General features: G+C 56.6%; 15 protein-coding genes. 4 read left to right on the forward strand and 11 right to left on the reverse strand.

Going from position 1 to position 24466, the window contains the following annotated elements:
- Window positions 1–164: 164 nt before the first annotated feature.
- Complete coding sequence (locus ACQG19_RS23615; RefSeq protein ID WP_020686105.1) at window positions 165–923, reverse strand: SDR family NAD(P)-dependent oxidoreductase; 759 nt, start codon at window positions 921–923, stop codon at window positions 165–167.
- A gap of 119 nt (window positions 924–1042) precedes the next feature.
- On the opposite strand from ACQG19_RS23615, the gene ACQG19_RS23620 reads away from it, so the two are divergent.
- The 3 genes from ACQG19_RS23620 (at window position 1043) to ACQG19_RS23630 (ending at window position 4604) form a co-directional block, all read left to right on the forward strand.
- The gene (locus ACQG19_RS23620; RefSeq protein ID WP_020686106.1) at window positions 1043–1942 is read left to right on the forward strand and encodes a LysR family transcriptional regulator; all 900 of its coding nucleotides are present in this window, start codon (window positions 1043–1045) and stop codon (window positions 1940–1942) included.
- A 50-nt stretch (window positions 1943–1992) separates the two neighbouring features.
- Window positions 1993–3018: an inner membrane protein YhjD gene (yhjD, locus tag ACQG19_RS23625; RefSeq protein WP_013099206.1), complete on the forward strand. Its 1026-nt coding sequence runs from the start codon at window positions 1993–1995 to the stop codon at window positions 3016–3018.
- Between the two features lie 263 nt (window positions 3019–3281).
- Entirely contained in the window at window positions 3282–4604 is a 1323-nt protein-coding gene (locus ACQG19_RS23630) for an MFS transporter (RefSeq protein WP_013099207.1), read from the forward strand.
- Between the two features lie 93 nt (window positions 4605–4697).
- Here the strand turns inward: ACQG19_RS23630 and ACQG19_RS23635 are convergent, their stop codons facing one another.
- Window positions 4698–6740, reverse strand: coding sequence for an AsmA family protein (locus ACQG19_RS23635; protein ID WP_058679116.1), 2043 nt, complete (start codon window positions 6738–6740; stop codon window positions 4698–4700).
- Window positions 6741–6806: 66 nt separating this feature from the next.
- Entirely contained in the window at window positions 6807–7580 is a 774-nt protein-coding gene (gene pdeH / locus ACQG19_RS23640) for a cyclic-guanylate-specific phosphodiesterase (protein WP_194500948.1), read from the reverse strand.
- 229 nt (window positions 7581–7809) lie between these two features.
- On the opposite strand from pdeH, the gene ACQG19_RS23645 reads away from it, so the two are divergent.
- A complete protein-coding gene (locus ACQG19_RS23645; protein ID WP_013099211.1) occupies window positions 7810–8739 on the forward strand; it encodes a sugar kinase in 930 nt (309 codons plus the stop codon).
- A 62-nt stretch (window positions 8740–8801) separates the two neighbouring features.
- Here ACQG19_RS23645 and ACQG19_RS23650 read toward each other — a convergent pair whose 3' ends face one another.
- From ACQG19_RS23650 to bcsQ, 8 genes are all read right to left on the reverse strand, one after another.
- Window positions 8802–10295, reverse strand: coding sequence for a M16 family metallopeptidase (locus tag ACQG19_RS23650; protein ID WP_013099212.1), 1494 nt, complete (start codon window positions 10293–10295; stop codon window positions 8802–8804).
- 226 nt (window positions 10296–10521) lie between these two features.
- On the reverse strand, window positions 10522–11808 hold the full coding sequence (locus ACQG19_RS23655) for a dicarboxylate/amino acid:cation symporter (RefSeq protein WP_013099213.1): 1287 nt from the start codon (window positions 11806–11808) through the stop codon (window positions 10522–10524).
- 159 nt (window positions 11809–11967) lie between these two features.
- Entirely contained in the window at window positions 11968–13974 is a 2007-nt protein-coding gene (gene hmsP, locus ACQG19_RS23660; protein WP_048972547.1) for a biofilm formation regulator HmsP, read from the reverse strand.
- 119 nt (window positions 13975–14093) lie between these two features.
- Entirely contained in the window at window positions 14094–17576 is a 3483-nt protein-coding gene (bcsC, locus tag ACQG19_RS23665; RefSeq protein WP_246932308.1) for a cellulose synthase complex outer membrane protein BcsC, read from the reverse strand.
- The gene (bcsZ, locus tag ACQG19_RS23670; protein WP_038420784.1) at window positions 17558–18661 is read right to left on the reverse strand and encodes a cellulose synthase complex periplasmic endoglucanase BcsZ; all 1104 of its coding nucleotides are present in this window, start codon (window positions 18659–18661) and stop codon (window positions 17558–17560) included. Before bcsZ ends, bcsC begins: the two co-directional genes overlap by 19 nt.
- Before the next feature lie 6 nt (window positions 18662–18667).
- The gene (gene bcsB, locus ACQG19_RS23675) at window positions 18668–21091 is read right to left on the reverse strand and encodes a cellulose biosynthesis cyclic di-GMP-binding regulatory protein BcsB (RefSeq protein WP_048972551.1); all 2424 of its coding nucleotides are present in this window, start codon (window positions 21089–21091) and stop codon (window positions 18668–18670) included.
- A 10-nt stretch (window positions 21092–21101) separates the two neighbouring features.
- Window positions 21102–23717, reverse strand: a complete 2616-nt coding sequence (gene bcsA / locus ACQG19_RS23680; protein ID WP_029883686.1) for a UDP-forming cellulose synthase catalytic subunit — start codon at window positions 23715–23717, stop codon at window positions 21102–21104.
- Window positions 23714–24466: a cellulose biosynthesis protein BcsQ gene (gene bcsQ / locus ACQG19_RS23685; RefSeq protein WP_013099219.1), complete on the reverse strand. Its 753-nt coding sequence runs from the start codon at window positions 24464–24466 to the stop codon at window positions 23714–23716. The genes bcsA and bcsQ overlap by 4 nt, the downstream gene beginning before the upstream one ends.

The following is a 24466-nucleotide window of genomic DNA, read 5'->3' on the forward strand; positions in this document are numbered from 1 at the left end:
CCCTCTGAGAATAGCGAGGGGGGATTGTATAGAGGCGTTATTTGAGAAAAAACTCAATGAACGGAGAGGTTACAAATTCATCGCCGTTCTTTATATCTGCCCGTATCTGGACACATCTCTTTTAAGGATTTCCTTAAGAGGTTCCGTCCCCTTAAGGAGGCGTATTACAGGAACATCCCACCAGACACTTCAATACGTTGCGCATTCATCCAGCCCAGTTTGTCGCTGAGCAGCGCGGCGATGGCATCACCAATATCATCCGGCAGGCCAACACGCCCCAGCGCGGTTTGCGACGCAAGCAACTGATTAAGCTGCGCGTCATCTCGTACGCGTCCGCCGCCAAAATCGGTCTCAATTGCCCCCGGCGCGATGATATTGACGGAGATCCCGCGTGCGCCCAGCTCTTTGGCCTGATAGCGGGTCAGTACTTCCATCGCCCCTTTCATGGCCGCATAGGTCGCGGAGCCTGGCTGTGTAAAACGCGCCAGCCCGCTGGAGACGTTGAGGATCCGTCCGCCATCTTTCAGCAACGGCAGCAGGCGCTGGGTCAGGAAAAACGGCCCTTTTAAATGTACATTCATTACCTCATCGAACTGCGCTTCTGTCGTCTCGGTATAGGGGGCGTATAAACCCGTTCCGGCATTGTTCAATAAATAATCAAAGGTATCACGCTGCCAGACGGTTCGGAGAGTTTCCTGCAACTGTTGAGCAAAATGTTCGAAATGGGTGATATCTCCGACGTTAAGCTGTAATGCCGCCGCGTTTACCCCTTTTCCCTGAATTTCTTGCACAACATCCAGCGCATCCTGCTGATTGTGATGATAAGTCAGGACAATACCTGTTCCCTCTGCTGCCAGCTTCAGGGCCGCGTTTTTACCCAAACCACGGCTACCACCGGTCACTAAAGCGATACGTTCAGTCATAAGAAACCTCATTTCGGTTGTCAGGGAGATTGAGAAAGAGCTTATTAGCTGATAGAAGATCAATAAAGATGTGACAGAACGCTTCACTGTTTCATTTACAACAACAATGAGCGCTACCGATGGATAAAATTAACGCAATGCAGTTGTTTGTTCGGGTCGCGGAGCTGGAGAGTTTTTCCCGCGCAGCGGAGACGTTGACCCTGCCAAGAGGCAGCGTGTCGCGGCAGATTCAGGCGCTGGAAAACCGCCTGGGCACCCAGCTGCTGCACCGCACCACGCGCCGCGTCAGCCTCACGCAGGACGGCATGGTCTATTACGAACGGGCAAAAGATCTGCTGGCGAACCTTGATGAACTGGACGGTATGTTCCAGCACGATCCCTCCAGTATCAGCGGGCGGCTACGCGTCGATATGCCGGTGGGGGTTGCACGAAATTTAGTCATCCCCAAACTGCCTGCGTTTTTGCAGCAGTATCCGGGTATTGAACTGGAGCTCAGCAGCAGCGATCGTCTGGTGGATGTGATCCGCGAGGGGTTTGACTGCGTGGTGCGCGTCGGCACCCTGAAAGATTCCGGGCTTATCGCCCGCCCGCTGGGCAAGCTTACGGTTATCAACTGCGCCAGCCCGGATTATCTGACGCGGTTTGGTTATCCGGAAACGCTGGACGATTTGGCCTCACATGCGGTAATCCACTACGCCGCGATGCTGGGCACGCGCCCGCAGGGCTTTGAGTTTTATAACGGTAGTGCGACCCAGTGGGTTAAAACGGGCGGCGTCTTAACGGTCAACAGTACCGAGACGTACCATGCCGCCTGCATCGCCGGGCTGGGTATTATCCAGGTTCCCCGCGTGGGCGTTCGTGATTCTCTGCGCACGAAAAAGCTGATTGAAGTTCTGCCGCAATACCGGGCTGAACCCATGCCGGTTTCCCTGATTTACCCCCACCGCCGTAACCTTTCCCGCCGGGTACACCTGTTTATGGAGTGGCTTACGGAAATCACAAAAGCTTACGTGGATTAGTCGCAAGCTATAATTCAATGACATCCAGCTCAACGAAAAGGAAAAAACGCGTGACGCCGGAAAATAACCCGCAACGACCGACTCAACAATTAGATTATGATCCCATCAAGAAGATGGAGACCGGGCCCGAAGAGCCCAGCACACCCGGCAAAGCCAGCAAAGCGCTGGGGACGGTCACTACGCTGGCGGAGAGAGTTCAGCAGATCCCCATGATTGCGCACCTGATACGCGCCGCGGAACGTTTCAACGACCGGATGGGGAATCAGTTTGGTGCAGCGATTACCTATTTTTCCTTTTTGTCGATGATCCCGATCCTGATGGTCTCGTTCGCGGCAGCCGGTTTTGTGCTCGCGTCTCACCCGACGCTGCTGCAGGATATTTTTAATAAGATCCTGAATAACGTCAGTGACCCGACCCTCGCCACCACGCTAAAAAGCACCATCAATACTGCCGTGCAGCAGCGCACCACGGTGGGTATTGTCGGTTTGCTGATTGCGCTCTATTCCGGTGTGAACTGGATGGGTAACCTGCGTGAGGCCATTCGCGCCCAGTCGCGCGAGGTATGGGAGCGTAAGCCTCAGGATCAGGAGAAAATTTGGGTTAAGTATTTCCGCGATTTTGTTTCGCTGATTGGTCTGCTGGTGGCGCTGGTCGTCACGCTCTCCATCACCTCGGTCGCCGGTTCCGCGCAGCAGATGATTATCTCCGCGCTGTATCTTGATTACATCGACTGGCTCAAGCCTGCGTGGCGCGGCATTGGGCTGGCGATTTCCATTTTCGCCAACTACCTGCTGTTCTTCTGGATCTTCTGGCGCTTGCCGCGTCATCGTCCGCGCAAAAAAGCGCTGATCCGCGGAACACTGCTCGCGGCAATAGGCTTTGAGGTGATTAAGATCGTGATGACTTATACCCTGCCGTCACTGGTGAAATCCCCTTCTGGCGCCGCGTTTGGCTCCGTTCTGGGGCTGATGGCGTTCTTCTACTTCTTCGCCCGCCTGACGCTGTTCTGCGCGGCGTGGATTGCCACCGCCGAATACAAAGGCGACACGCGCATGCCGGGGAAAACCCACCGCTAATTCCCCCTTTCGGGCTGAAAGTTTCAGCCCGATTCATCATTTCAGCATATATATCCAGTCCGTAACTTTTATTTAACTGAAAACCAGTTTTATCAACTGATATTTAAATTCTGTGAAGCATTTCATGGAAGTGTTTTGGCTGGTCTGAACATTATCCGCTTTTTGTTGCTTTTATCACCGGTTCGCGGCTTTGTTACAGATTGAAATGTCGCTTTTGCTGTGCGTAATATGGCCTTTCGTCCGACATAAAATAAGAAAATATTATGCAAGCAACCGCCACAACACTCGATTCCGGGAGCGAAAACGTTCCGGTCAACTCACGCAATAAAGTTGTCGTCGCCTCGCTGATTGGCACCGCCATCGAGTTCTTCGACTTTTACATTTACGCCACCGCGGCGGTCATCGTCTTCCCGCATATTTTCTTCCCGCAGGGCGACCCGACGGCGGCCACGCTACAGTCTCTGGCAACCTTTGCTATCGCCTTCGTCGCGCGTCCGATTGGCTCTGCGCTGTTTGGTCATTTTGGCGATCGCATCGGGCGTAAAGTGACGCTTGTGGCCTCGTTGCTGACGATGGGTATTTCTACCGTCGCCATCGGCCTTCTGCCCACCTACGAGACCATTGGCATTCTGGCACCGGTGCTGCTGGCGCTGGCGCGTTTTGGTCAGGGTCTGGGTCTGGGCGGTGAATGGGGCGGCGCGGCACTGCTGGCGACCGAGAACGCCCCGGCGCGTAAACGGGCGCTGTATGGCTCCTTCCCGCAGCTTGGCGCACCGATTGGCTTCTTCTTTGCGAACGGCACCTTCCTGCTGCTCTCCTGGTTGCTGACCGATGAACAGTTCATGAGCTGGGGCTGGCGTATTCCGTTCGTCTTCTCGGCCGTGCTGGTGCTGATTGGTCTGTATGTTCGCGTTTCTCTGCACGAAACGCCGGTGTTCGCGAAAGTGGCGGCGGCAAAAAAACAGGTAAAAGTGCCGCTGGGCACGCTGCTGACCAAACATGTCCGCGTGACCGTGCTGGGCACCTTTATCATGCTGGCTACCTATACGCTGTTCTATATCATGACCGTCTACTCCATGACGTTCAGCACCGCTGCCGCGCCGGTTGGGCTGGGTCTGCCGCGTAACGAAGTGCTGTGGATGCTGATGATGGCGGTGATTGGGTTTGGCGTCATGGTGCCGATTGCCGGCCTGCTGGCGGATAAATTTGGCCGTCGCTCCAGCATGATCACCATCACGACGCTTATCATTCTGTTCGCTCTGTTTGTCTTCCCGCCGCTGTTAGGCTCGGGCAGCCCGGCGCTGGTGATGGCGTATCTGCTGATTGGTCTGAGCCTGATGGGATTAACCTTCGGCCCGATGGGCGCGCTGCTGCCGGAGCTGTTCCCGACGGAAGTGCGTTATACCGGCGCGTCGTTCTCCTATAACGTCTCGTCTATTCTGGGAGCGTCCGTTGCGCCGTACATCGCCACCTGGCTGCAGGCAAATTATGGCCTGTTCTACGTGGGCGTGTATCTGGCGGCCATGGCGGCACTGACGCTGATTGCGCTGCTGCTGACGCACGAGACTAAGCATCAGGCGCTTTAAGCTAATGCCGGGTGGCGCTGCGCTTACCCGGCCTACATTTGAATCGTAGGCCGGGTAAGGCGTAGCCGCCACCCGGCAAATACAGACCGCACCTTACCTCTTCATCTGCGACAAAATCGTCCGGCACTGATTGGCTTCCCCTTCTGATGGCGAAATCAACGCCAGCAGCGCCGCGGCTGGCGTGACCAGCGTCGCGAGCGCTGCCGCCACCGCACCGCGTGCAATCAGCGGCCCGGGTTTTACCCCCGCCTGCGGATTTTTGAAGGTGCCGCGCACGTAGAGCGGCGAGCGCAGGGTGATGATACGGATCCCTTTGCTTTCCGGGTCGATGGTTAAATCAAGCTGCTCAGAGGCCATGCTGGCGGTTCCGGTCACGTTGATTACCGCGTTTTCCGTGTCGAAGGCAAAAATCTGCGGCCGCGCCACGCCGTTAACCAGATCCAGATTCGCCGCCGCGCAGTTCACCCGCACCTCATCATCACCAAAGATCTGCCCGATGATGTAGTTCCCGACGTTCAGCCCCAGGATTTCCATCAGGTTGCGGCTCACCAGCCCGTCGTTCATCAGTAGCTTGAGGTTGCCGTTACTGCTCCCGAGCAGCGCCGCCACGGAGTTCCCCACCCCGCGAATGTCCGCGTCACCGTTCATTTCACCGAGGGTCTTCTGCATCAGCTCCACGTTGGGCATCAGCTCTTTCAGCTTAAGCCTGCGCGCCTGTATATCAGCCCGACCCTGCATCGGCTTTTTATCGCCTTCAAGATGAATGTTCGAGGAGATGGTTCCGCCCGCCATGCCAAACTTCAGCGGCTGCAGACGCAGGTCGGCATTTTTAAGCAGAATATGGGTTGAGAGGTTGCTGATCGGCAGCGTGCTGCCGTGCTCGATTTTTCGCCCTTTGAAGCGCACATCCGCATCCATTACATCCCACTTGTCGGTTTCAAAGCGATCGTAGGGCAGCACTTTCCCCGCGGGCTGAAGGTCTTTTTTGACCTCTTTCGACTTCGTGCCTTTGCCGGAATCAACGCCGATCAGAGGGCCCAGATCGGCAAGCCTCAGCTGGCGGGACTCCACATCCCCTTCCAGTTTCGGACGCGGTTTGCCAGTGGTGTAGGTCAGCGTACCGTGGATATCGCTGTCGCCGATACGGCCGTTGAAATCCCGATAGTCAAAGACAGACGATTTTTCCGTATCGAGTTTGGCCACCAGATGCCCGTCCGTCTCAAACGGCGGCGTATCCGGCAGCAGCACGCCGGTGAGTTCGTAGAGCTCTCCCAGCGAATCTCCGGCAAACTTGAGCTGCAAATCAACCCCGCCCATGTTCATTGGATCGTTGACCGTGCCGGTAAAGGCGACTCGCGTGTTGCCGGAGCGGAAGTCCGCCTGCACCGGGAACGGGGTACCTGCGCTTCGCAGCGCCAGCATGCCGCCAATTTTACCGGTGCCGGTCAGTGGCTGTCCGTTGTAGCGCCCGGTGGCCCGCAGGCCGAAAACGTAATCGCCCGCGCTGGCGTTATCCCCTTTCGCTTTGGTGCCGGTCACTTCACTGAACGGCAGCGGCTTACCCAGCGGATCGACCAGGATCTCCACGTCGGCCTTGCTGACTTTATCGTCGATGGCGATCCGCCCGCGATCGAACAGAATGTTATCGAGACGGAATGACCACGAAGAGGGCTGGGCATTGGGATCTTTCTCGCCGCTACTGGCGAGGTTAAAGGTCCAGTTATTGTTTTTTTCCGAGAGACGGATCAGGCGTGCATCGGGCTGCTGAAGCTTGATCCACGGCAGGTAGACGGTTTTTGTCAGAAGCGCTAACGGCGCCAGCGTGGCTTCAACCCGCGGAAGATGCACCATGGTGACGGCAGGAATATCCGGCGGATTGCCCAGAACGATGTCGTCGGCGTGAACGTGCGGCCAGGGGATCCAGCTTCGCCAGCCGGTCTCTTCTTTCTGACGCTCCCAGACCACGCCCAAATCACCGCGTATCGCGAAGGGGCGGTTCAGTTCAGTTGAGACTTTCTGGTTGATGGTCGGCTTAAGACGGTTCCAGTCGAATGTCGCAATAATGATGATAGCGACCACGATCAACAACAAGAAAATCCCTGCTGTCCAGGAGATTACCCTGGTTGTTTTAGTCATTTTGATCCCCTTTTCCTGATGACCTGTCCTGTAAAACTATAGTCCAGACAAAGGGAAACGGGCGGTTCAGAGGTTGGTTATCACACCGTCGAGGGTATCCATGGGCACCGGACGTGAGAGGTAATAGCCTTGCGCGGCGGCGGCGGGTGAGTTTTGCACATCGCGCCACTCTTCCAGCGTTTCCACACCTTCCACAATGACGCCTTTGCAATAGCGGTTCATCAGCTGTAATAACAGCGTAAACAGATTCCGCCCTTCCGGGGTCTGGCGCAACATAATGAACAGATCGCGGGCCACTTTGATGTAGTCGTAACGCACTTCGCTGAGGGCGGAGAAGTTCGCCATGCCGGTGCCAAAGTCATCCAGCCACAGGGGGCCAAATTCACACATCGAGGCAAAGGAGGATTCCTGCGGCAGGCGGACATGCTCCACCAGTTCAAAGCGCATCCACGGCAGGGTGGCGATAAGCTCCTGCAACTTTGCGTTCTGGCGCAGCGCCAGCAGGGTTGGGCCATCCACGTTGACCGAGGCCAGAATATCGTGCTGTTCGAAAAAGGCCTTTTTCGTTTCTAGCATGCGCAACTGCTCTTCCAGCACGTCCAGGCGCTGGCGCACGGCGACTTCGGCAAAATAGCGGTCCGGCGCGATACGCTGTGAAGGGTTAGAGGGGTGTGTAACGACCGTCAATATTTCAATCGCCATCAGTCGACCGTCGGTACGATAGATCGGCTGGTAGGTATACATACGCTCACATTGCAGCCAGTAGCGATGCTCCTGCAAGTTCTCAATACTTGCCTCAGGCGTAGTGCTCAGCCGCTGGATAACCTGCTCTGACTTCATTTCAGATGTCCTGTTGTTGGGATGGCCTTTCTGGACTCGTCACTGGGTTATCGGCGCGATAATTGAGAACTTTATGTTCAATTCACCGGGAAAATGAAATTAAGATGACAGAAATGAACAGGAACACGCGCTGGTTCAAAAAAAATAATGGAACGATGTTTTAATATAGTTGACCTGATAATTCACACAGCGCACACTGCTTTTAAATACTCTGTTCAGGTTCATGATTATGTCCAAAAAAATTGCCGTTATTGGCGAATGCATGATTGAGCTGTCACAAAAAGGCGCGGACGTTAGCCGCGGTTTTGGTGGCGATACCTTAAACACCTCCGTGTATATTGCCCGTCAGGTGCCGCCGGAGGCCCTCACCGTGAACTACGTCACCGCACTGGGTACGGACAGTTTCAGCCAGCAAATGCTGGACGCCTGGCAGAGCGAACACATTGATACCTCGCTGATTCAGCGCATGGAAAACCGCCTGCCGGGTTTGTACTACATTGAAACCGATGATACCGGCGAGCGCACCTTCTACTACTGGCGAAACGAAGCTGCGGCCAAATACTGGCTGGAAAGCGACGACGCAGCCGCCATTTGCGAAACGCTGGCGACGTTTGATTATCTCTATCTGAGCGGGATTAGCCTCGCCATCTTAAGCCCGACCAGTCGTGAAAAGCTGCTGTCGCTGCTGCGCGAATGCCGCGCCAATGGCGGGAAGGTCATTTTTGATAACAACTACCGTCCGCGCCTGTGGGCCAGTCGTGAAGAGACGCAGCAGGTTTACCAGCAGATGCTGCAGTGCACCGACATCGCGTTCCTGACGCTCGACGACGAAGATGCCCTGTGGGGCGAGAAGCCTGTTGATGAGGTTATTGCGCGCACCCAGGCTGCTGGCGTGAGCGAAGTGGTGATTAAGCGCGGCGCGGCATCGTGCCTGGTGGCCGTAGCAGGTGAGGCGGTGATTGACGTCCCGGCGGTGAAACTGGCGAAGGACAAAGTGGTGGATACTACGGCGGCGGGTGATTCCTTCAGCGCGGGCTATCTGGCGGTGCGCCTGACGGGCGGCACGCCTGAAGCGGCTGCACAGCGCGGGCACCTGACGGCCAGCACGGTGATTCAGTATCGCGGGGCGATTATTCCGCGTGAGGCGATGCCTGCTTAAATAAGGTGCGGGCTGATGCTCTCACCCTGACCCTCTCCCACCGGGAGAGGGAATTTTTTAGATTACTGCCCCTGTGGAATATCCGTCGCGTCCTGATGCAGATCATCAGACGTTGCCGCCTGCGTAGGTTGCGGCGCGGCGGTCATGATTGAATCCCATGTCGCCTGCAGCTCCTTCATGTTGTATTCCGGCTCGCCTTTCGGCTGCAGAAGGACTAATCCCATATCCTGCGACAGCTGCTGACGTAAATCCTGATTTAACATATCGACGGTCAGCCCATTCAGGAAGTCCTGACGGAGCTTCTGGTACTGTTCCGGCGCGATGTCCACCACCTGATTCTGCAAGGAGCGAATACGCTGGCTGATCAGGATATCCGTATCGGCGCGGGCATAGGTCGCAAACAGCTTCTGCAGTTCAAGCTTTTTCTGCGCGACCAGCGCGTTGAACTCTTCTTCAGACAGGCCCTCTTTGCGCACTTTTGCCAGCTCTTTCGCCACCACGCCCAGATTGGCATTCAGCTTATCGCCAGGCGATTCGATATTAATGGCGCACTGGGCGCGCTGGAACAGCACCCGGCAGTCGAAGCCCAGCGCAATGTTCTTCACGCTGTTCTTACTGAGGCTCTGCTGAACGTGCCAGAACAACGCCTCACGCGTCAGATCCGCACGCCAGTAGCGCAGCAGCGCCGCGGATTCTCGGATAGGCTGCCAGGCGGTATCCCACATCATGGAGAGCCGGTCCTGACGCACGGCATCAGTGGAGATGCTGACTGGCTCTGTCCGCAGCGGGGAGAGCGTCGGGACAGGAGCAGGCGTTTCACGCTTGCCTTTCAGCTCGCCGAAGGCTTTGTTGATCTGCTCAACCACCGCGCGGCTATCCACATTCCCGACCACGATCAGCGTCATCGCGTCCGGGGTGTACCATTTCTGATAGAACGATTTTACCTGTTCGGCATCGACCGGCTGTTTCAGCGGCTCTGCCGGATCGTGCCCAAGCAGCGCTGAGCCTTTCAGGCGATAACGCCACCAGCCCTCTTTGGTATCCGCAGGCCAGGTCGCCACCATATCGCTGTTGCTCAGCGCATAGTTAACGGTTTCCGGCGTGATCGCCAGATTGCCAGTGGCATCGGAGAGATACGTAAGAGCTTCTTTGAGCAGATCGTTACGGTTATTCGGCAGGCTCAGGTTAAACATGGTGTAGTCATACGAGACGACAGCCGGCGGCAATGGGCGCTTCGGGTCAATGCCCTGCTGCCAGAGCGAACGCACCTGAACAGCCTGTAAACTGCCGCTCTGGGTGAGCGCCAGTCGGGGAATAAAATGGCTAAAGCCGGTCTGCTGGGTGCTTTCGGTGAGGGAGCCGGTATTCACAGACAGACGGATCTCAATACGATCGCTGGGACGCTGCGGCGTGGCTAACACCTGCCACTGAAAACCATTCGCCAGGGTCCCTTGTTGCCATGCCGGGTCTGGCTGGAGCGCATCTGCCTGCACATAACTGGCTGCTGCCATCATCAGCAAACCGCCGGTTAAGAGTCGAATTTTTGTGCCCTGCATGTGAACCCCTGATCAACATTCCTGGTTAAAAAGAGTGTCTCGCGACGCGCTTCACTCTAAAAGATGACGATGAAAACACGTCGATTAGACCGCGCGTTCGGCAAAACGTCACGGTGAGAAGTGCAATATACCCAAAAAAAATCTTGTCGAATTATGACAGGTACGAACAGTCATTATGCGCAGGAGCCCGCATTCCGACAAGGGAATGCGGGAATTTAGCGGAAAATCAGGAGGATAAACCCGGGTTTTTGCTATCAGAAGAGCGATTATTCAGCGTATCGTCGAGCTTTTTGTGATCCAGCTCTTTAACCCATTTTGCCACCACAACCGTAGCCACGCCGTTACCCACCAGGTTGGTTAACGCACGCGCTTCAGACATAAAGCGGTCAATACCGAGAATCAACGCCAGACCGGCCACCGGCAGATGTCCCACAGCGGAAATGGTCGCCGCCAGCACGATAAAGCCACTGCCCGTTACGCCCGCAGCCCCTTTCGACGAGAGCAGCAGCACCACCAGCAGGGTGATCTGATGGAAGATATCCATATGGCTGTTGGTTGCCTGTGCAATAAACACTGCCGCCATGGTCAGGTATATCGAGGTACCGTCGAGGTTAAAGGAGTACCCTGTCGGGATCACCAGCCCCACCACCGATTTACGACAACCCAGCTTCTCCATCTTATCGAGCATGCGCGGCAGCGCCGACTCAGAGGAGGAGGTTCCCAGCACAATCAGCAGCTCTTCGCGGATATAGCGGATAAATTTGAAGATGCTGAAACCAGCCGCGCGGGCAATCGAACCCAGCACCACCACCACAAACAGAATACAGGTGATATAGAAGCAGATAATCAGCTGGCCGAGCTGTACCAGCGTGCCGACGCCGTATTTACCGATGGTGAACGCCATTGCCCCGAAGGCACCAATCGGCGCCAGGCGCATGATCATATTGATGATGCCAAAGATGACCTGCGAGAAGCTTTCAATGACGTTAAAGATCAGCTGGCCTTTGCTGCCCAGACGATGCAGGGCAAAACCAAACATGACGGCGAACAGCAGCACCTGCAGAATGTTTCCGCTGGCAAACGCCCCGATCACACTGCCGGGAATGACGTCCAGCAGGAAGGCGACCACGCCCTGATCTTTCGCCTGCTCAGCGTAAACCGCCACCGCTTTGGCATCCAGCGTCGACGGGTCGACGTTCATGCCAGCGCCAGGCTGCACCACGTTAACAATGATCAGACCGATAATCAGTGCCAGGGTGCTGACCACTTCGAAATAAAGCAGCGCCACTGCACCGGTACGCCCTACCGCCTTCATGCTTTCCATGCCAGCGATACCGGTCACCACCGTACAGAAGATCACCGGGGCGATGACCATTTTAATGAGCTTAACGAACGCGTCGCCAAGCGGTTTCATTTGCGCACCCAGTTCCGGGTAGTAGTGACCCAGTAAAATACCGATTGCGATGGCTGTCAGGACCTGGAAATAAAGACTTTTGAAGAGTGAGGTTTTCATAGAATGTCCTTGGGAAGAAAAACCACAGGCTTTGTAAGGTTATGGTTAACCTGCGGCTCTAAAATAACACCCGCATAACAGGACAGAAATAAACTCAGTTCAAATTTGAAACACAAATGTTAAGAACTTTGAGCTGGCTCGCACAAGCCAGCAACAAAATTACACTTTTGCGTTATTGCCAGCGCCGGAAAGGTACCGTTGTTCAAAGACATCCGACGGGACGGCACGGGCAAACAGGAAGCCCTGGCCTTTCCCGACACCCGCTTCAGCCAGCCAGCGGCGCTGCGCTTCCGTCTCGATACCCTCAGCAATCAGATTCAGGTTGAGGCTACGCGCCATATGAATAATGGCCTTCACCATGCTGCTGTCTTCCGGCAGCCCATCGACAAACGCTTTGTCGATTTTCAGGACATCCACCGGCAGCGTTTTCATGTGCTGAAGCTGACGCAGTCCGGCATAGCCCATGCCAAAATCATCCAGCGCGATGCGGATACCGGCGTTGCGCAGCGGTTTGAGGATCGCGACCGCCTCATTCGGGTCGTCAATACGACGGCTTTCCGTCACTTCCAGAATCAGCGTATCCGGCTGGATCCGGTAGCGATTGATGAGCTCCAGCATCTCCGAGACCATAGTGGGATGCATCAACTGCAGGGCAGAGAGATTGACCGACAGCGGCAGGTTGACACCACGCTCCTGCCAGGCGGCAAGCTGGCGGCATGACTCCTCAAGCACCCAGTAACCCACCGTGACCATCAGACCACAGGACTCAATACGTTCGATTAACCCTTCCGGCAGCTCCCAGCTGCCATCCGGCTGCTGCACGCGCAACAGCGCTTCCGCGCTTTCCACTTCACCCGTCAGCAAATTGACCTGCGGCTGGAGCCAGAGGGCAAACTGGTGGTTATCCAGCGCGGTGAGGATGTCGCTCTCTTCCGTCAGACGCTGCTGCGCCTTTTCCATCTGATCCGGGTCGAAGAACTGGATCTGGTTTTTCCCTTTGCGACGGGCGGTGAATGCCGCCGAGAAGGCGCGACGATAGAGCTGCTCTGCGGTCAGATCGCCATAGAACATGGCAATCCCGATACTGGCGCTGGGGCGAAGCTGAATACCCTGAATGGGCAGCCGCTCATTAATGACAGTGAGTACTTGCTGACCTAACGTGATCGCATGCCACGGCTCTTTCACGCCGTTCGCAATCACCACCAGGTCATAACCGCTGACCTGAGTCAGCACCATACGTGGAGCAAGCACCGATTTAACCTTTTCGACCAGCGTCAGTAACAGCATTTCACGCTGGCTCTCCTTGAGCACCCCAGCGGTATCCTGCAGGGTTTCACAGGCGATGACCATCAGCGCCGTGGTCTGCTGGCGCGCCACGGTCTGCTCCAGCATCGCCATCAGGAACGCTTTATTAGGCAGCTCCGACACCGGGAAACGGGTGGCGCTACTGTTCAGTTCATCCTGCTGACGCTGAATGCGCTGCTGGTTCAGGTTATAGCTGCGCACCAGCATGCCGATCTCATCGTCATGATGCAGGCGGGGCAGCTCAAGCTGATGACCCATCTGCTCCTGGGGAGAAAGCGCGTTCAGCTCCCGGGCGATACGCCGCAGCGGGTGGACAATCAGCCGGTTAATGCACCAGGTCAGCGCCACGCTCAGTATCAGCGTCATAAGTAAGCAAGTGGTCACTAACGTAATAAACCAGCTCATGACGAATTTATACATGCGGTACGAGTCCGCCTGCAGAACAAGATAGGCCAGCGGCTGCGGATTCGCAGGGCGTTCGAGCGAGTAGATGGGAAGCGAAATTTGTACCGGCAGTTCAAACAGGCGCATCACCATCATCGGGACGGGACGTTCCGGGATAAAACTCATCCGCAGCGCCTGGAACTGGTTCGGCAGCACCACGTCTGCGCGGCTGACGACGCCCGCAGGCTGAATACGTTTTAAAATGGTTTCCGCTTCGGGAATATCGCCTTTCAGAATAGAAGCCGAAAGCGGGCCACGCACCGAGCGGGCAATACTTTCTAATTGCGAAGCCGTGTTATAGCGATTCTGCTGTACGGAATGAAACAGCAAAATGACGCAAAATAGCAGTACAAACAGCAAGGTGACAGCAGAAACCATCGCCATCTGTTTGATCGTTAAGGAACGGCTGACACGCAAAATGACTCTCCACAGAACTCGAAGCGCAGGGCGCACCAGGGTGTAAACCTGGCGCGCCTGAGTATACCCGATCGCCGCACTTTTAAGAGAGACTTACAAATGGATTAAGTAAAATCCGATTACCAGTCCGCGTAGGGAATGAGCGGCTGTGGCGGTAAGTCCATATCACCCTGCCAGCCTGCGGCGGAGTAGCGTACATAGAGCAGCGCATGGCTTGGGGTATAGTCTTTCGCTTCCTGAATATCCACGCCAAGACCCACAAACCAGTTGGACGTGACCCGGCGCTCGATAATGGCCCGCGCGGTATAACCGGTGCCTGAGGAGCTGCTGCCGGTTTCCATCGCCCCCCTGTCGGTGTAGCGGCCTGGCTCATCGACGGGAATGAGTCCCTGAAGGGGATAGCGCAGCACATCGTTGGTTTTGGAGTGAGACCATGAGACAGACCCGCCCAGCTCCCAGGACCAGTTCTCCGTGCGTTTACGCCAGGTGACCGGCAGCGCAAAGGAGACATATTCCTGCGGGCTATAATAGCCGCCCTGACCCAGGGTATAGCCGCTCAGATCTTTATCGTAGTGCCAGAGCATGTTAGAGACACCGACCGTCAGGCGCTCGTTGTTTTTATTAATCAGCTTGTAGTAGTAACCGGTCATCCAGCGGACGCGCCAGTTATCCTCTACATTTTTCCCGGTCAGCGATTCCGCATTCAGGCTTGACCAGATGCCGTTCGCCTCGCCTTTATCGTAGCTGATGCTCACGCCACCGCCGGTGGCGCGCACGCCGCCCCAGGTGGTGCCGGTATTGGTGTCTTTTTGCCCGGCAAAGGCCAGCAGAGAGCTGGAGATCGGGCGACGGTGGGCGTTAATGGTGTAGCCGATAGGACCGAGATCGTTGCTATAGCTCACCCCGCCGACAACATCCACCACGTCAAAGCCCATTGGCGTGGTGCCGATATCCCATGCCCAGGTTTTATTCTGCCAGCCCACGGCCACGCTTGCGCCGTTTGACGTCTGACTGGTGTTGCCACGACATGGCGTTTCGGCACAGGTCCCCCATTTGGGATCGTAGGTGCCGTTGTTGGTGGCAAACGAACCGGCATCCATATTGACCAGATCGCTGCGGAAGAACATCCGTCCATCAGAGAGCGGCGCATCCACCTGCAGCATGGTGGTGTGGGCTTTCAGGTCGGAGTAGCCGCCGGTACCGCTGGATCCCCAGTAGTCGTGCTGCAGCGTAACGTTAACATCCTGCTGGCGATACAAATCACCGGCATCGCTACGCACGCCGCGCTTCAGCCAGTCATCTTTTTCGTCGTTACGCGTCAGGCGTGTAAAGGTGTCATTGTCTGCCGGACGGGTGGTGGTTATACCAGAGGAGACCATGGCATCTTTATAGGTTTCCAGCGCCTGCTGAGGCTGGCCATTTTGCGTCTGAAAACGTGCCGCATCACGCAGCACCAGCGCGTTTTCCATTGACGCAGGCTGTGATTTTGCCTGCGGAATGATGCTGTTGAACGTCTTTTCTGCGGCAGCAGAATCACCCAGCCCCGCCTGCGCCATCGCGATGCGGCGCTGCATGTTGAGCGACAACGGCTGGCCATTTTGCGTCGCAGGCAGTTTCGCCAGTTCGGCACGCGCAGCGTCTTTGTCGCCCTGCGCACTGTAGATTTCGGTCAGGCCGAGGATCGCATCTTCGTTTTGTGGCTCGCGCTGCAACACGCCGCTGTATGCCGTTTTTGCTGCACTGAGATCGCCCCGCTGCTGCGCCCAGTCCGCCAGGGTTAAATCGATACGGGTAGAAGCAGGTTGCTGACGAAGAAGATTTTCCGCCTCCTGCTCTTTGCCACTGTCGCGCAGGCGATTGGCGGTTTCGAGCACCTGATTACTTTGCAGGCGGTCGGCAAGCTCCTGAATATTGCTGTTCCACTGGCTGCGCGGCAGCGTCTCCAGATGGGCCAGCGCGGCACGATCCTGGTCGTTACCGGAAAGATAGAGCCCGTTGGCATACACCTGATCCGGGTCGGTCGGTTTCTGGCTGGCAAGCTGACGCATCAGGGTATCTGCCTGACTGCGCTGGCCTGCGCTGTAGAGATCGCGCGACAGGCGATAGGTGATCCATACGTCGCCTGGAGAGAGCGCCAGACGACGACGCTGAACCTCGGCGGCCTGGGCGTATTTGCCCTGGTTCTCCAACTGCTCGGCCTGGGCGGAGAGCTGTTCGTTGGTCAGGCTACGTTCAATATCATCAATGCTGCGACGCTGGCTGGCGGAGAGCGACTGGATAAACTGCGAGGCTTTCTCCGGTGACTGTGCGCGATAAATATTGGCCAGTCCGCGGACCGCGTTACTGTTGCCGCTGTCCATGCGTAATGCCTGGCGATAATAGCGCTCGGCGGCGTCGTTATCTTTACGTGCCGCTGCGGCATCACCCAGCCCCAGCACCGCATAACTGTCGCTATTGTCGATAGTGCGCGCCTGCTGATAATAGCGCTCCGCCTGTGCCGGGTTATTCGCTTTCAGCGCCGCATCCCCCTGCTGGATCAGCAGCCAGTAACGGTTCACCTTCAGCAAGCTGTCCCATTTGCCGCGGTTATCGCTCTGCGGATCGAGGGCGATCGCCTTTTCAAACTGTGCCACCGCGCGAGCACGGTCGCCTTTCTGGGAGTATGCCTGGCCCAGCGCGCCAATGGCTTCGCTGTCGGCATGGTTTGCGCTGACCGCCTTTTGCAGTTCCGCCACCGCCTTATCACCCTGTCCGGCATCCACTGCCGCCAGGCCTTGTGCTTTAGCACGGAAAGTTGGATCGGCGAGCTGTTTTTGCTGCGCTTCAAGCTGTGAACGCGCTGCGGTTACGTTCTCACCGTCACTGAATACGCTCAGGTACTTTTGCAGCGCGGAGACGCTGGCACTGCTGACAGACTGGTCTTTGATCTGCGCATACCACATATCCGACGCCTGGCTGCGGCCATTGCTGGATTTGGCCATCTCCTGCAGCACCGCAAAGCCTTCATCACGGCGCCCGGTCTGGAACAGCAGCTGGGCCAGCGTCGACTGCAGCTGCGTATTGCCGGGGCTGCTGCTGTTGATCTTTTTCAGCTGGTTAATGGCCGCATTGCGGCGGGCGGGATCTTTCGCCACCACATTCCAGTATTCTGTTGCCACGTCGCCGCCCGGCGGGTTGCCGTCGAACAGCTTGTCATAGGCGGCAATCGCTTCCTGGGTATGGCCTGTCGTGGCGAGTAAGCGAGCCTGCTGTAACTGCTGGCGGCCATCCGGCGTGGAAAGCAGCATCGTATTGCGCGAGGACTGGTACGCGCTGGAACCGGGGGCGATCCCTTTCAGTCTATCCAGCTCTTTTTGCGCGCCGGCGTTGTCGCCCTGACGAAGCAGATAGCGAAAACGTGCCGCAATAACGTCAGGGTTGTTCGGGTCGATCAGCTCAAGACGATAGAGCGACTGACGCACCAAATCTTCACGCTGCGTCGATTCCCCCAGGCGCACCTGTTCCAGCAGCTGTTGCTGCTGCGGAGAGTTGACGGCCTGAGCCAGCGGCATCAGCGCCAGGCCAAGCGATAAACTGAGTAGATTTACTGTGAACTTGCGCATTCCTGGCCCCAATCCGGTATTAATTCACCTTTTGTGGTGAAACGAAAACGATGCTGATCCCATCCTTGTCCAAAGAGAGTCAGTACATAACTGTAGTAAGCATTATTATCAGGAAAGTGGTCAGCCACGCGCTGGCGCTGGACGGCCTGCGCATCACGCTGTTGTAAAAAAGGCAGCATGGCGGCAGAGAAGCCGACCGGGCCATTGCCCGTGCGTGCTCCACTCACCACATTCACTTTTTCCGGTGGTACACCCTGTTTTGTTGTGGTGGCGGCCATCGGCCTGAAGCGCGCCAGCAGCCGGGCTTTTTGAGGATCGTTATCGTTCATCATCCCCACCCAGAGATAGACGCGGATGGCGTCATATCCCCCCACCAGCGGCGGCTCCTGCTGTAACCGCCAGCCTTTGTTTTTCTGGTATTGCACCCAGTCCGGCGAAAAACCTTTCGGCGCACTCTCCAGCAGCAAGCGCAGATTGGTCTCACGCAGGGTGGTCCACGGGGCGCCAAAACGCGTGAAGTAGCTTGCGAGCTGTGGAGGAAGATAGCTGGGATTAAAACGCCAGGCGTTCTCATCGACAAAGCCAACTTTACCGGGCAGCAGCATCAGACCGAGGCCAGGTACTTTCACCACTTCTTCGCGGGCGATGCGCTCGAGTAGCGTCTTGCCCGTACGGGTATAGTCAGCGTCTTTCCATAACCGCCCCGCTTCAAGCAGGGACCAGGCGATCCAGATATCGGCATCCGAGGCGGAATTGGTATCGATAACCGCCCAGGTGTCTTTGTCTTTTTGCCCCCATAACCAGGCGGGGAGCGTGTCGTCGAGATGCCCCCCGGCAAGGTTATCCCGCGTCCATGCCAGCACCTTGTCGAACGCTTTACGGTCATTCGCAGCGAGGGCAAAGAACAGCGCGTAGCTTTGCCCTTCCGAGGTAGTGATTTTACGCGTGTCGCTGGGATCAATGACCCGCCCGCCTTCGCTGATGTAATCCTGTTTAAATTTCTCCCAGGCAGGCCAGGTACAGGCGGCGCGCAGAGGCGCCGCCGCCAGCATCAACGCAATGACACACCAGCGAAAGGCTTTCATCACATCTTACTCATGATCCGGATTCAGGCGACGACGGCTGATGATACGCAGCAGACGCCACAGCACCCAGGCCAGCAGCACCACGCTGACGGCGGCCAGGATAGCGAGCAGAATCGGATGGTTAGAGAGCGCATACCACAGACGTTCGAACCATGGCAGATGCCCCACATAGTACACATCGCCTACGCGCAGGCTGTTCACGCCCGACTCACGTATCACCGACACAGAGCCGAACATCGCGGCACGTTTACCGCTGTCGTTCATCGCACTGTTGAGCAGTTCGTAGCCACGCGGGCTGTCTGCGAGCAGGGCAATCACGCTACGCTGATCGTTGTACGGTGACTGGAAGCCGACCACGGCCGCCATCGCCCCCTGAGACGTGACAGCCGTCTGCGCGCTGGCTTTACGATCGTTGATATCCGGCATGATGCTCGGGAACTCGGTCTGACGCAGCGGCGTGTTAACCCAGGACTGGGCTGCCTGAACCAGCAGATCGATACGCTTCTCATCCTTCAGCTTATCCGGGATGGAACCGATCACCATGATGTCCGCATCTTTGTTCTGAATTTGAGCGCCATCATCCGTCAGGGTAACGTTAATCGCCGGCAGGCCCGTTTGCGCGCCTACGGTCGCCATGGTGTCCAGCAGCGTCGTCACCTGCCCTTCATTTGGCGCTTTTGGCATCACAACAATGGATTCAGACAGGTCCGCCATACGGCTGAACGGGAAGCCCGCGTTAGCAAACGCCCGCAGATCCGGCATGGCGAGGAAGTGATAGTACTTCGAGAAGTCGATGGTCGATTCATCGCCAATCACGACGTGGTTCTGCACCGGCTGGAAGGTGATGCAGTTGTCCACCGAACCGCCCGGCATTGGATTCATGTACTGGAAATCAAAGCGCAGCTGGTTTACCGCCCCGAGCTTCAGCGCCGGGATGGAGACATCGGTTTTACCATCCAGCAGCCCCTGCAGTACCGGCAAACGCAGCAGCAGACGGTTCGTTTCCTGATTATTCATCAGATTAAACGACTGAAGGAACTGGTTATTCAGGCTGATATCCATGCGCGAACTGTCTTTGGTTGACGGCGCGGTGTAACGATAGTTGAGGTTCATATCGATACCGGTGGTGCGCAGCAGATACAGGTCCGGCGGCAGGTTCAGCGACAGGCTGACAGGAGACGGCTCAATCCCTGTCGACTGCAGCTGCTCTTCATAGGTTTTCAGCTCGCCGAAGGTGACGGCGCGGTCGGTACGTACCCAGTTTGGCGCGTCATAAGGTTTACGTGCCAACAGCGGCTTGACCTCATCGACAACCACGCTACTGCCGCGGAACAGGATATTCCCCTGTGCAATCGCTTTTGCCGCCTGCACCAGGTCTTTCTCATCACGCCCGAAAACCACCAGCAGTTTCACATACGGGTTATCCGGGTGGCTTATCATCTCAATGGTCGGCGCTTTTACGTCCGGGTGCTCACGCAGGAAAGCAGGACGCTTCGCGTTGGTCGCAAAGATGATGGCATTTCTGTCAGGGATCTTGTCATACATAACCGGGAAATTCTGCCCGCGCCAGCCGGAACGGGAGCCGAACCAGGAGGCCACGATGGTCGCTGCCAGTTGCTCCGTGACGTCCGGTGAGGACGCAAAGACCATCGGCAGGTTTAACGGGCGATTATCACGCGGATCGAAGAACGGCACCGGGAACGCGGAGAGATCGTTTTTCAGCGCCAGCGACTGGTAGGTCATCTGCAGCGATGAGTTACGCCCGACATCCATCCACAGCGTGTTGCTGGCCGGGTTTTCGCACACGTCACGGTAATGGCCCACGAATTCCAGACGGATACGGTTAAAGTCGGTGATAAACAGCGGGTTGATCGGCACCTGAGCCAGGGTTTTCTTACCCAACTGCTCTTTGGTGACCGGCAGCACGTCCATCAGCTCGTCATTCAGATAGACCTTCAGCTGAGACTGGGTCGGCAGCAGCGAAGGAGAAGGGGTATATTCCAGGTTCAGCACCGCCTTCGACACAACCTCATCGCTGCGCATACCAAACTCAACGCCGCCTTTAGGATTGACGCCGCGCAGCACCATGCTGCCCGGAGGCGGCGCAATCTGCGCAAAGGTGAGCTTCACGTCCCGCGACGGGGCATTCTCCGTGACAACAGGCGCATTAGCCCCCGGAACGCCCGGCATCACCTGCCCCACAACCTGCGCGTCGGCCGGCAGGGTATTTCCCGCTGTCGGCTGGTTGGGAACGAGATTTTCTGTTTGACCGGGCGCCGCGGTGACAACCGGTTCGGTCGCTTGCGACACCACAGGCACCGTTGGAGCAGGCGTGGCCGCGGCGTTATCAGGCGCTGCGTTAGCCATTGTTGCGGGGAGCGTACTCATCCCCATTGCCACTGCACATAACCAGGAAAGTTTTGTTTTCATCGCGTTATCATCATTGTTGAGCCATAACCGGGTCCGCCTGCTTCGCCTCATCCCGCTCAGGACGACGAGGAATGAACGACACGACCCAGGAAACCAGCGAAGTAAGTGACCGGAAAATTATTTTCACCGACGACGGGGCAAATTCTGCAAGGTGACGATAGCCACGGAACCCCAGCTTCAGAATATCCAGCAGGCTTTCCAGAGGTTTATCTTCCGGGAAGCTGTCCTGCCAGAGAGCCCACGTATCCGCGCGGGCAAACGTACACTGCACAAAATCAATATGTTGCTTCCTGGTCAGCGGCATCAGCTGCAGACCCACTTCATTGCCTGCCACACGCACAACCTGTGTCGGGAAGACATACTCCTGCTGGCCACGCTTAAGCAACAGGTTAACCTTCTGCCCTTCCAGCACCTTCGCCTGTCCGTTGATTTTGATACCCAGACCACCGTCGGAGAAGTCATGAACGGTACAGGAGAAGAGATGACCATCTTCACGGGCTATCGCCGCAGGCATGCTGATTTCAACACGATGCGCGCGACGTACCTGCTTGCTTTCCACTGACACCGCCACTGCGCCGCCAAGGATAATCAGGTTGTAAAATACCCATGCCATACTGACGAACACCGTCAGGATTTCGTTTTCCGGACCGTAGAAGTAGCGCCAGATACCGGCAATTACCCCCACAATGTTCAGCAGCACCAGGAAGATGTACGGACGGGAGATCACCCAGTCGACATACTCCTCTTCCACCAGGCCACCCTTCGCGGTGACGTTAAACTTGCCTTTATGCGGGTTAATCAGCGCCACCATCGTTGGCGGCGCGATGTACCAGGCCAGCACCGTTTCGTAGATTTCACTCCAGAATGAGTGGCGATACTTGCCCTGAATCTTCGAGTTGGTCAGGCTCGCGTGGATCATGTGCGGCAGAACAAACAGCGCAATCATCAGCGCGGGCGCGTAGATGATATAGGCGTGAAGAAGCAGGAACGCCAGCGGCGCAGTCAGGAAGATCAGCCGCGGAATACCGGATAAGAAGTGGAACATGGCGTTGACGTAGCACAGACGTTGCGCCAGCTTGAGGCCTTTACCCAACAGCGGGTTATCAAGACGGAAAATCTGTACCATCCCGCGCGCCCAGCGAATACGCTGGCCGATATGCGCCGACAGGGATTCCGTCGCCAGACCGGCCGCCTGAGGGATACGCATATAGGCCGAGGTATAGCCGCGACGGTGCAGGCGTAGCGAGGTATGGGCATCTTCGGTAACCGTTTCAACCGCGATGCCGCCAATTTCATCCAGTGGTTTACGGCGGATAACCGCACAGGAACCGCAGAAGAAGGTCGCATCCCACATGTCGTTGCCGTCCTGCACCAGGCCATAGAACAGCGTGCCTTCGTTCGGGGTCTTACGGAAACGGCCGAGGTTACGTTCAAACGGATCCGGCGAGAAGAAATGGTGCGGCGTCTGCATCATCGCCAGCGCTTTCTCTTTCAGGAACCAGCCCATCGTCATCTGCAGGAACGAGCGCGTCGGCACGTGGTCGCAGTCAAAGATGGAGACAAACTCCCCTGTCGCATACTTCAGCGCGTTGTTGATGTTCCCGGCTTTGGCATGTTCGTGAGAGGTGCGGGCGATATACTCAACGCCCACCTCTTGCGCGAACTCACGGAACGCGGCCCGACCGCCGTCATCCAGGATCCAGATTTTGAGCTTATCTTTGGGCCAGTCGATACCCAGCGCGGCGTAAATGGTATTTTTCACCACGCTCAGATCTTCGTTATAGGTCGGCACAAAGAGATCGACAGTCGGCCACTGCGACGTATCTTTTGGCAGCGGAACCGGCTGGCGGTTGAGCGGCCAGATCACCTGGAAATAGCCCAACACCAGCACAATCCAGGCGTACGTTTCAGCAAACAGCAGCACCAGACCGCATACCAGACTGACCGGGTCATCCCAGTTCAGCGTTGAGGTATAACGCCACCAGATATAGCGGCAGGAGACGGTCAGTGATAACACAATCAGCATCAGGGCGGAGAAGCGCCCCGGTATACGCCGCACCAGCAGCGCCACGCCCCACAGCAGGATCAGGAAAGTGAACTGCGCCAGCGGGTTAAAGGGTTGCGTGATACAGACCAGCGCCAGAATGAGCGAGAAGACAACAATCACGCCCAGAATAAAACGCCGTAAACCCGGATGCAGATGCCCGAGTTCTTTATGGTTATCCAGATGGCTGGTCTTATCGCCCACGCGGTCAGGCAGCCTGTCCAGCCACTGATGATAGCGTTCGCGTAAAAGCTGGACCCGGCTGAAGCTGCGCCAGTGCGGCGTCTTTTTCTCCTGCCGCGGCGACGTAACCACCAGCCAGATGGCCTGAATGATGTACCGCGCCGGATCTAACGGCCGTGGACGGTCAGGATTAATGTGCGGATACAATTCACTGTGTCGCGCACGAATGCGCTGCCAGCGGGGGTGCTCGAGGGGGATGAACATCCAGGCCAGAATCATCCAGAAACAGCCGAACGCGGCGCTAAATGCCGAGGCACCATGCCGGCGATAATGCCGGTAATGGTCGCTTAAACGCGAACTAACCGGCGGGATGAGTAACCAGCTGGCGAGTCGACTCATACCGTACCCCTGGCAGGATCCGCCTCTTGGGCGAAGTGCAGCAGACACCAGTTCGCCAGCGTCAGGATCTCTTCTGCCGCCAGCGAATCGCTACGATACTCGCCAAGTGGCTGTTTGGAGGCGAGGCATTCCGCCATCCCCTCATCACGATGGATCACAATCGGCAGCAGACGACGCTGGCTTTGCAGCCAGACCTGATACAGATCGTCCTGGATCTGGCTGCCAATGCGTAAATCGTTAATCAGGATATGGCTATTCTGGGGCAATCCCTGCTGATGTAGACGGATATGGCAATTAGCATCGACGTTCACAATGGAGAGCACGTGGTCGCACTGGGCAATCAGCTGTCGGGTCAGCGTGCCGGCACCGTGCGGCAGATCCAGCAGGATCCACTGATAATGGCCTTTTTCTTTGAGGCTCTGCAGCGCGAGTGTGAATTGCGAAAATAAACGCTGGTAGGCGGCTTCATTCTCACGCTCTGTCGTGGTCAGTTGACCAAACGGCAGGAGATCGAGCTGAGAGGTGTAACGCAGACCCGCATCACGCCAGTCTTTATCATCAAGCAACGCGCGGGCCCAACCCTCTGTACGGGTAAAGTCGACGTTAAATGACATACGCAGCAAATTATCGGCGCAGGCATCAATCACCAGCACCGATTCACCTAAAAGCTGTAATGACCACGCCAGCGCCGCGGTAACGGATGTTGTACCCACTCCACCACGGACGCCCTGTAATCCGAGTATGGCCAT

It is taken from the genome of Enterobacter cloacae complex sp. 277I4, from assembly GCF_050031465.1.
Taxonomy (GTDB): domain Bacteria; phylum Pseudomonadota; class Gammaproteobacteria; order Enterobacterales; family Enterobacteriaceae; genus Enterobacter; species Enterobacter cloacae.

What these genes read in the sequence shown, in the direction of transcription:
- ACQG19_RS23615 (WP_020686105.1), bottom strand. Translation starts at nt 923, where the DNA reads ATGACTGAACGTATCGCTTTAGTGACCGGTGGTAGCCGTGGTTTGGGT.
- ACQG19_RS23620 (WP_020686106.1), top strand. Translation starts at nt 1,043, where the DNA reads ATGGATAAAATTAACGCAATGCAGTTGTTTGTTCGGGTCGCGGAGCTG.
- ACQG19_RS23630 (WP_013099207.1), top strand. Translation starts at nt 3,282, where the DNA reads ATGCAAGCAACCGCCACAACACTCGATTCCGGGAGCGAAAACGTTCCG.
- ACQG19_RS23635 (WP_058679116.1), bottom strand. Translation starts at nt 6,740, where the DNA reads ATGACTAAAACAACCAGGGTAATCTCCTGGACAGCAGGGATTTTCTTG.
- pdeH (WP_194500948.1), bottom strand. Translation starts at nt 7,580, where the DNA reads ATGAAGTCAGAGCAGGTTATCCAGCGGCTGAGCACTACGCCTGAGGCA.
- ACQG19_RS23645 (WP_013099211.1), top strand. Translation starts at nt 7,810, where the DNA reads ATGTCCAAAAAAATTGCCGTTATTGGCGAATGCATGATTGAGCTGTCA.
- ACQG19_RS23650 (WP_013099212.1), bottom strand. Translation starts at nt 10,295, where the DNA reads ATGCAGGGCACAAAAATTCGACTCTTAACCGGCGGTTTGCTGATGATG.
- ACQG19_RS23655 (WP_013099213.1), bottom strand. Translation starts at nt 11,808, where the DNA reads ATGAAAACCTCACTCTTCAAAAGTCTTTATTTCCAGGTCCTGACAGCC.
- bcsC (WP_246932308.1), bottom strand. Translation starts at nt 17,576, where the DNA reads ATGCGCAAGTTCACAGTAAATCTACTCAGTTTATCGCTTGGCCTGGCG.
- bcsZ (WP_038420784.1), bottom strand. Translation starts at nt 18,661, where the DNA reads ATGAAAGCCTTTCGCTGGTGTGTCATTGCGTTGATGCTGGCGGCGGCG.
- bcsB (WP_048972551.1), bottom strand. Translation starts at nt 21,091, where the DNA reads ATGAAAACAAAACTTTCCTGGTTATGTGCAGTGGCAATGGGGATGAGT.
- bcsA (WP_029883686.1), bottom strand. Translation starts at nt 23,717, where the DNA reads ATGAGTCGACTCGCCAGCTGGTTACTCATCCCGCCGGTTAGTTCGCGT.
- bcsQ (WP_013099219.1), bottom strand. Translation starts at nt 24,466, where the DNA reads ATGGCCATACTCGGATTACAGGGCGTCCGTGGTGGAGTGGGTACAACA.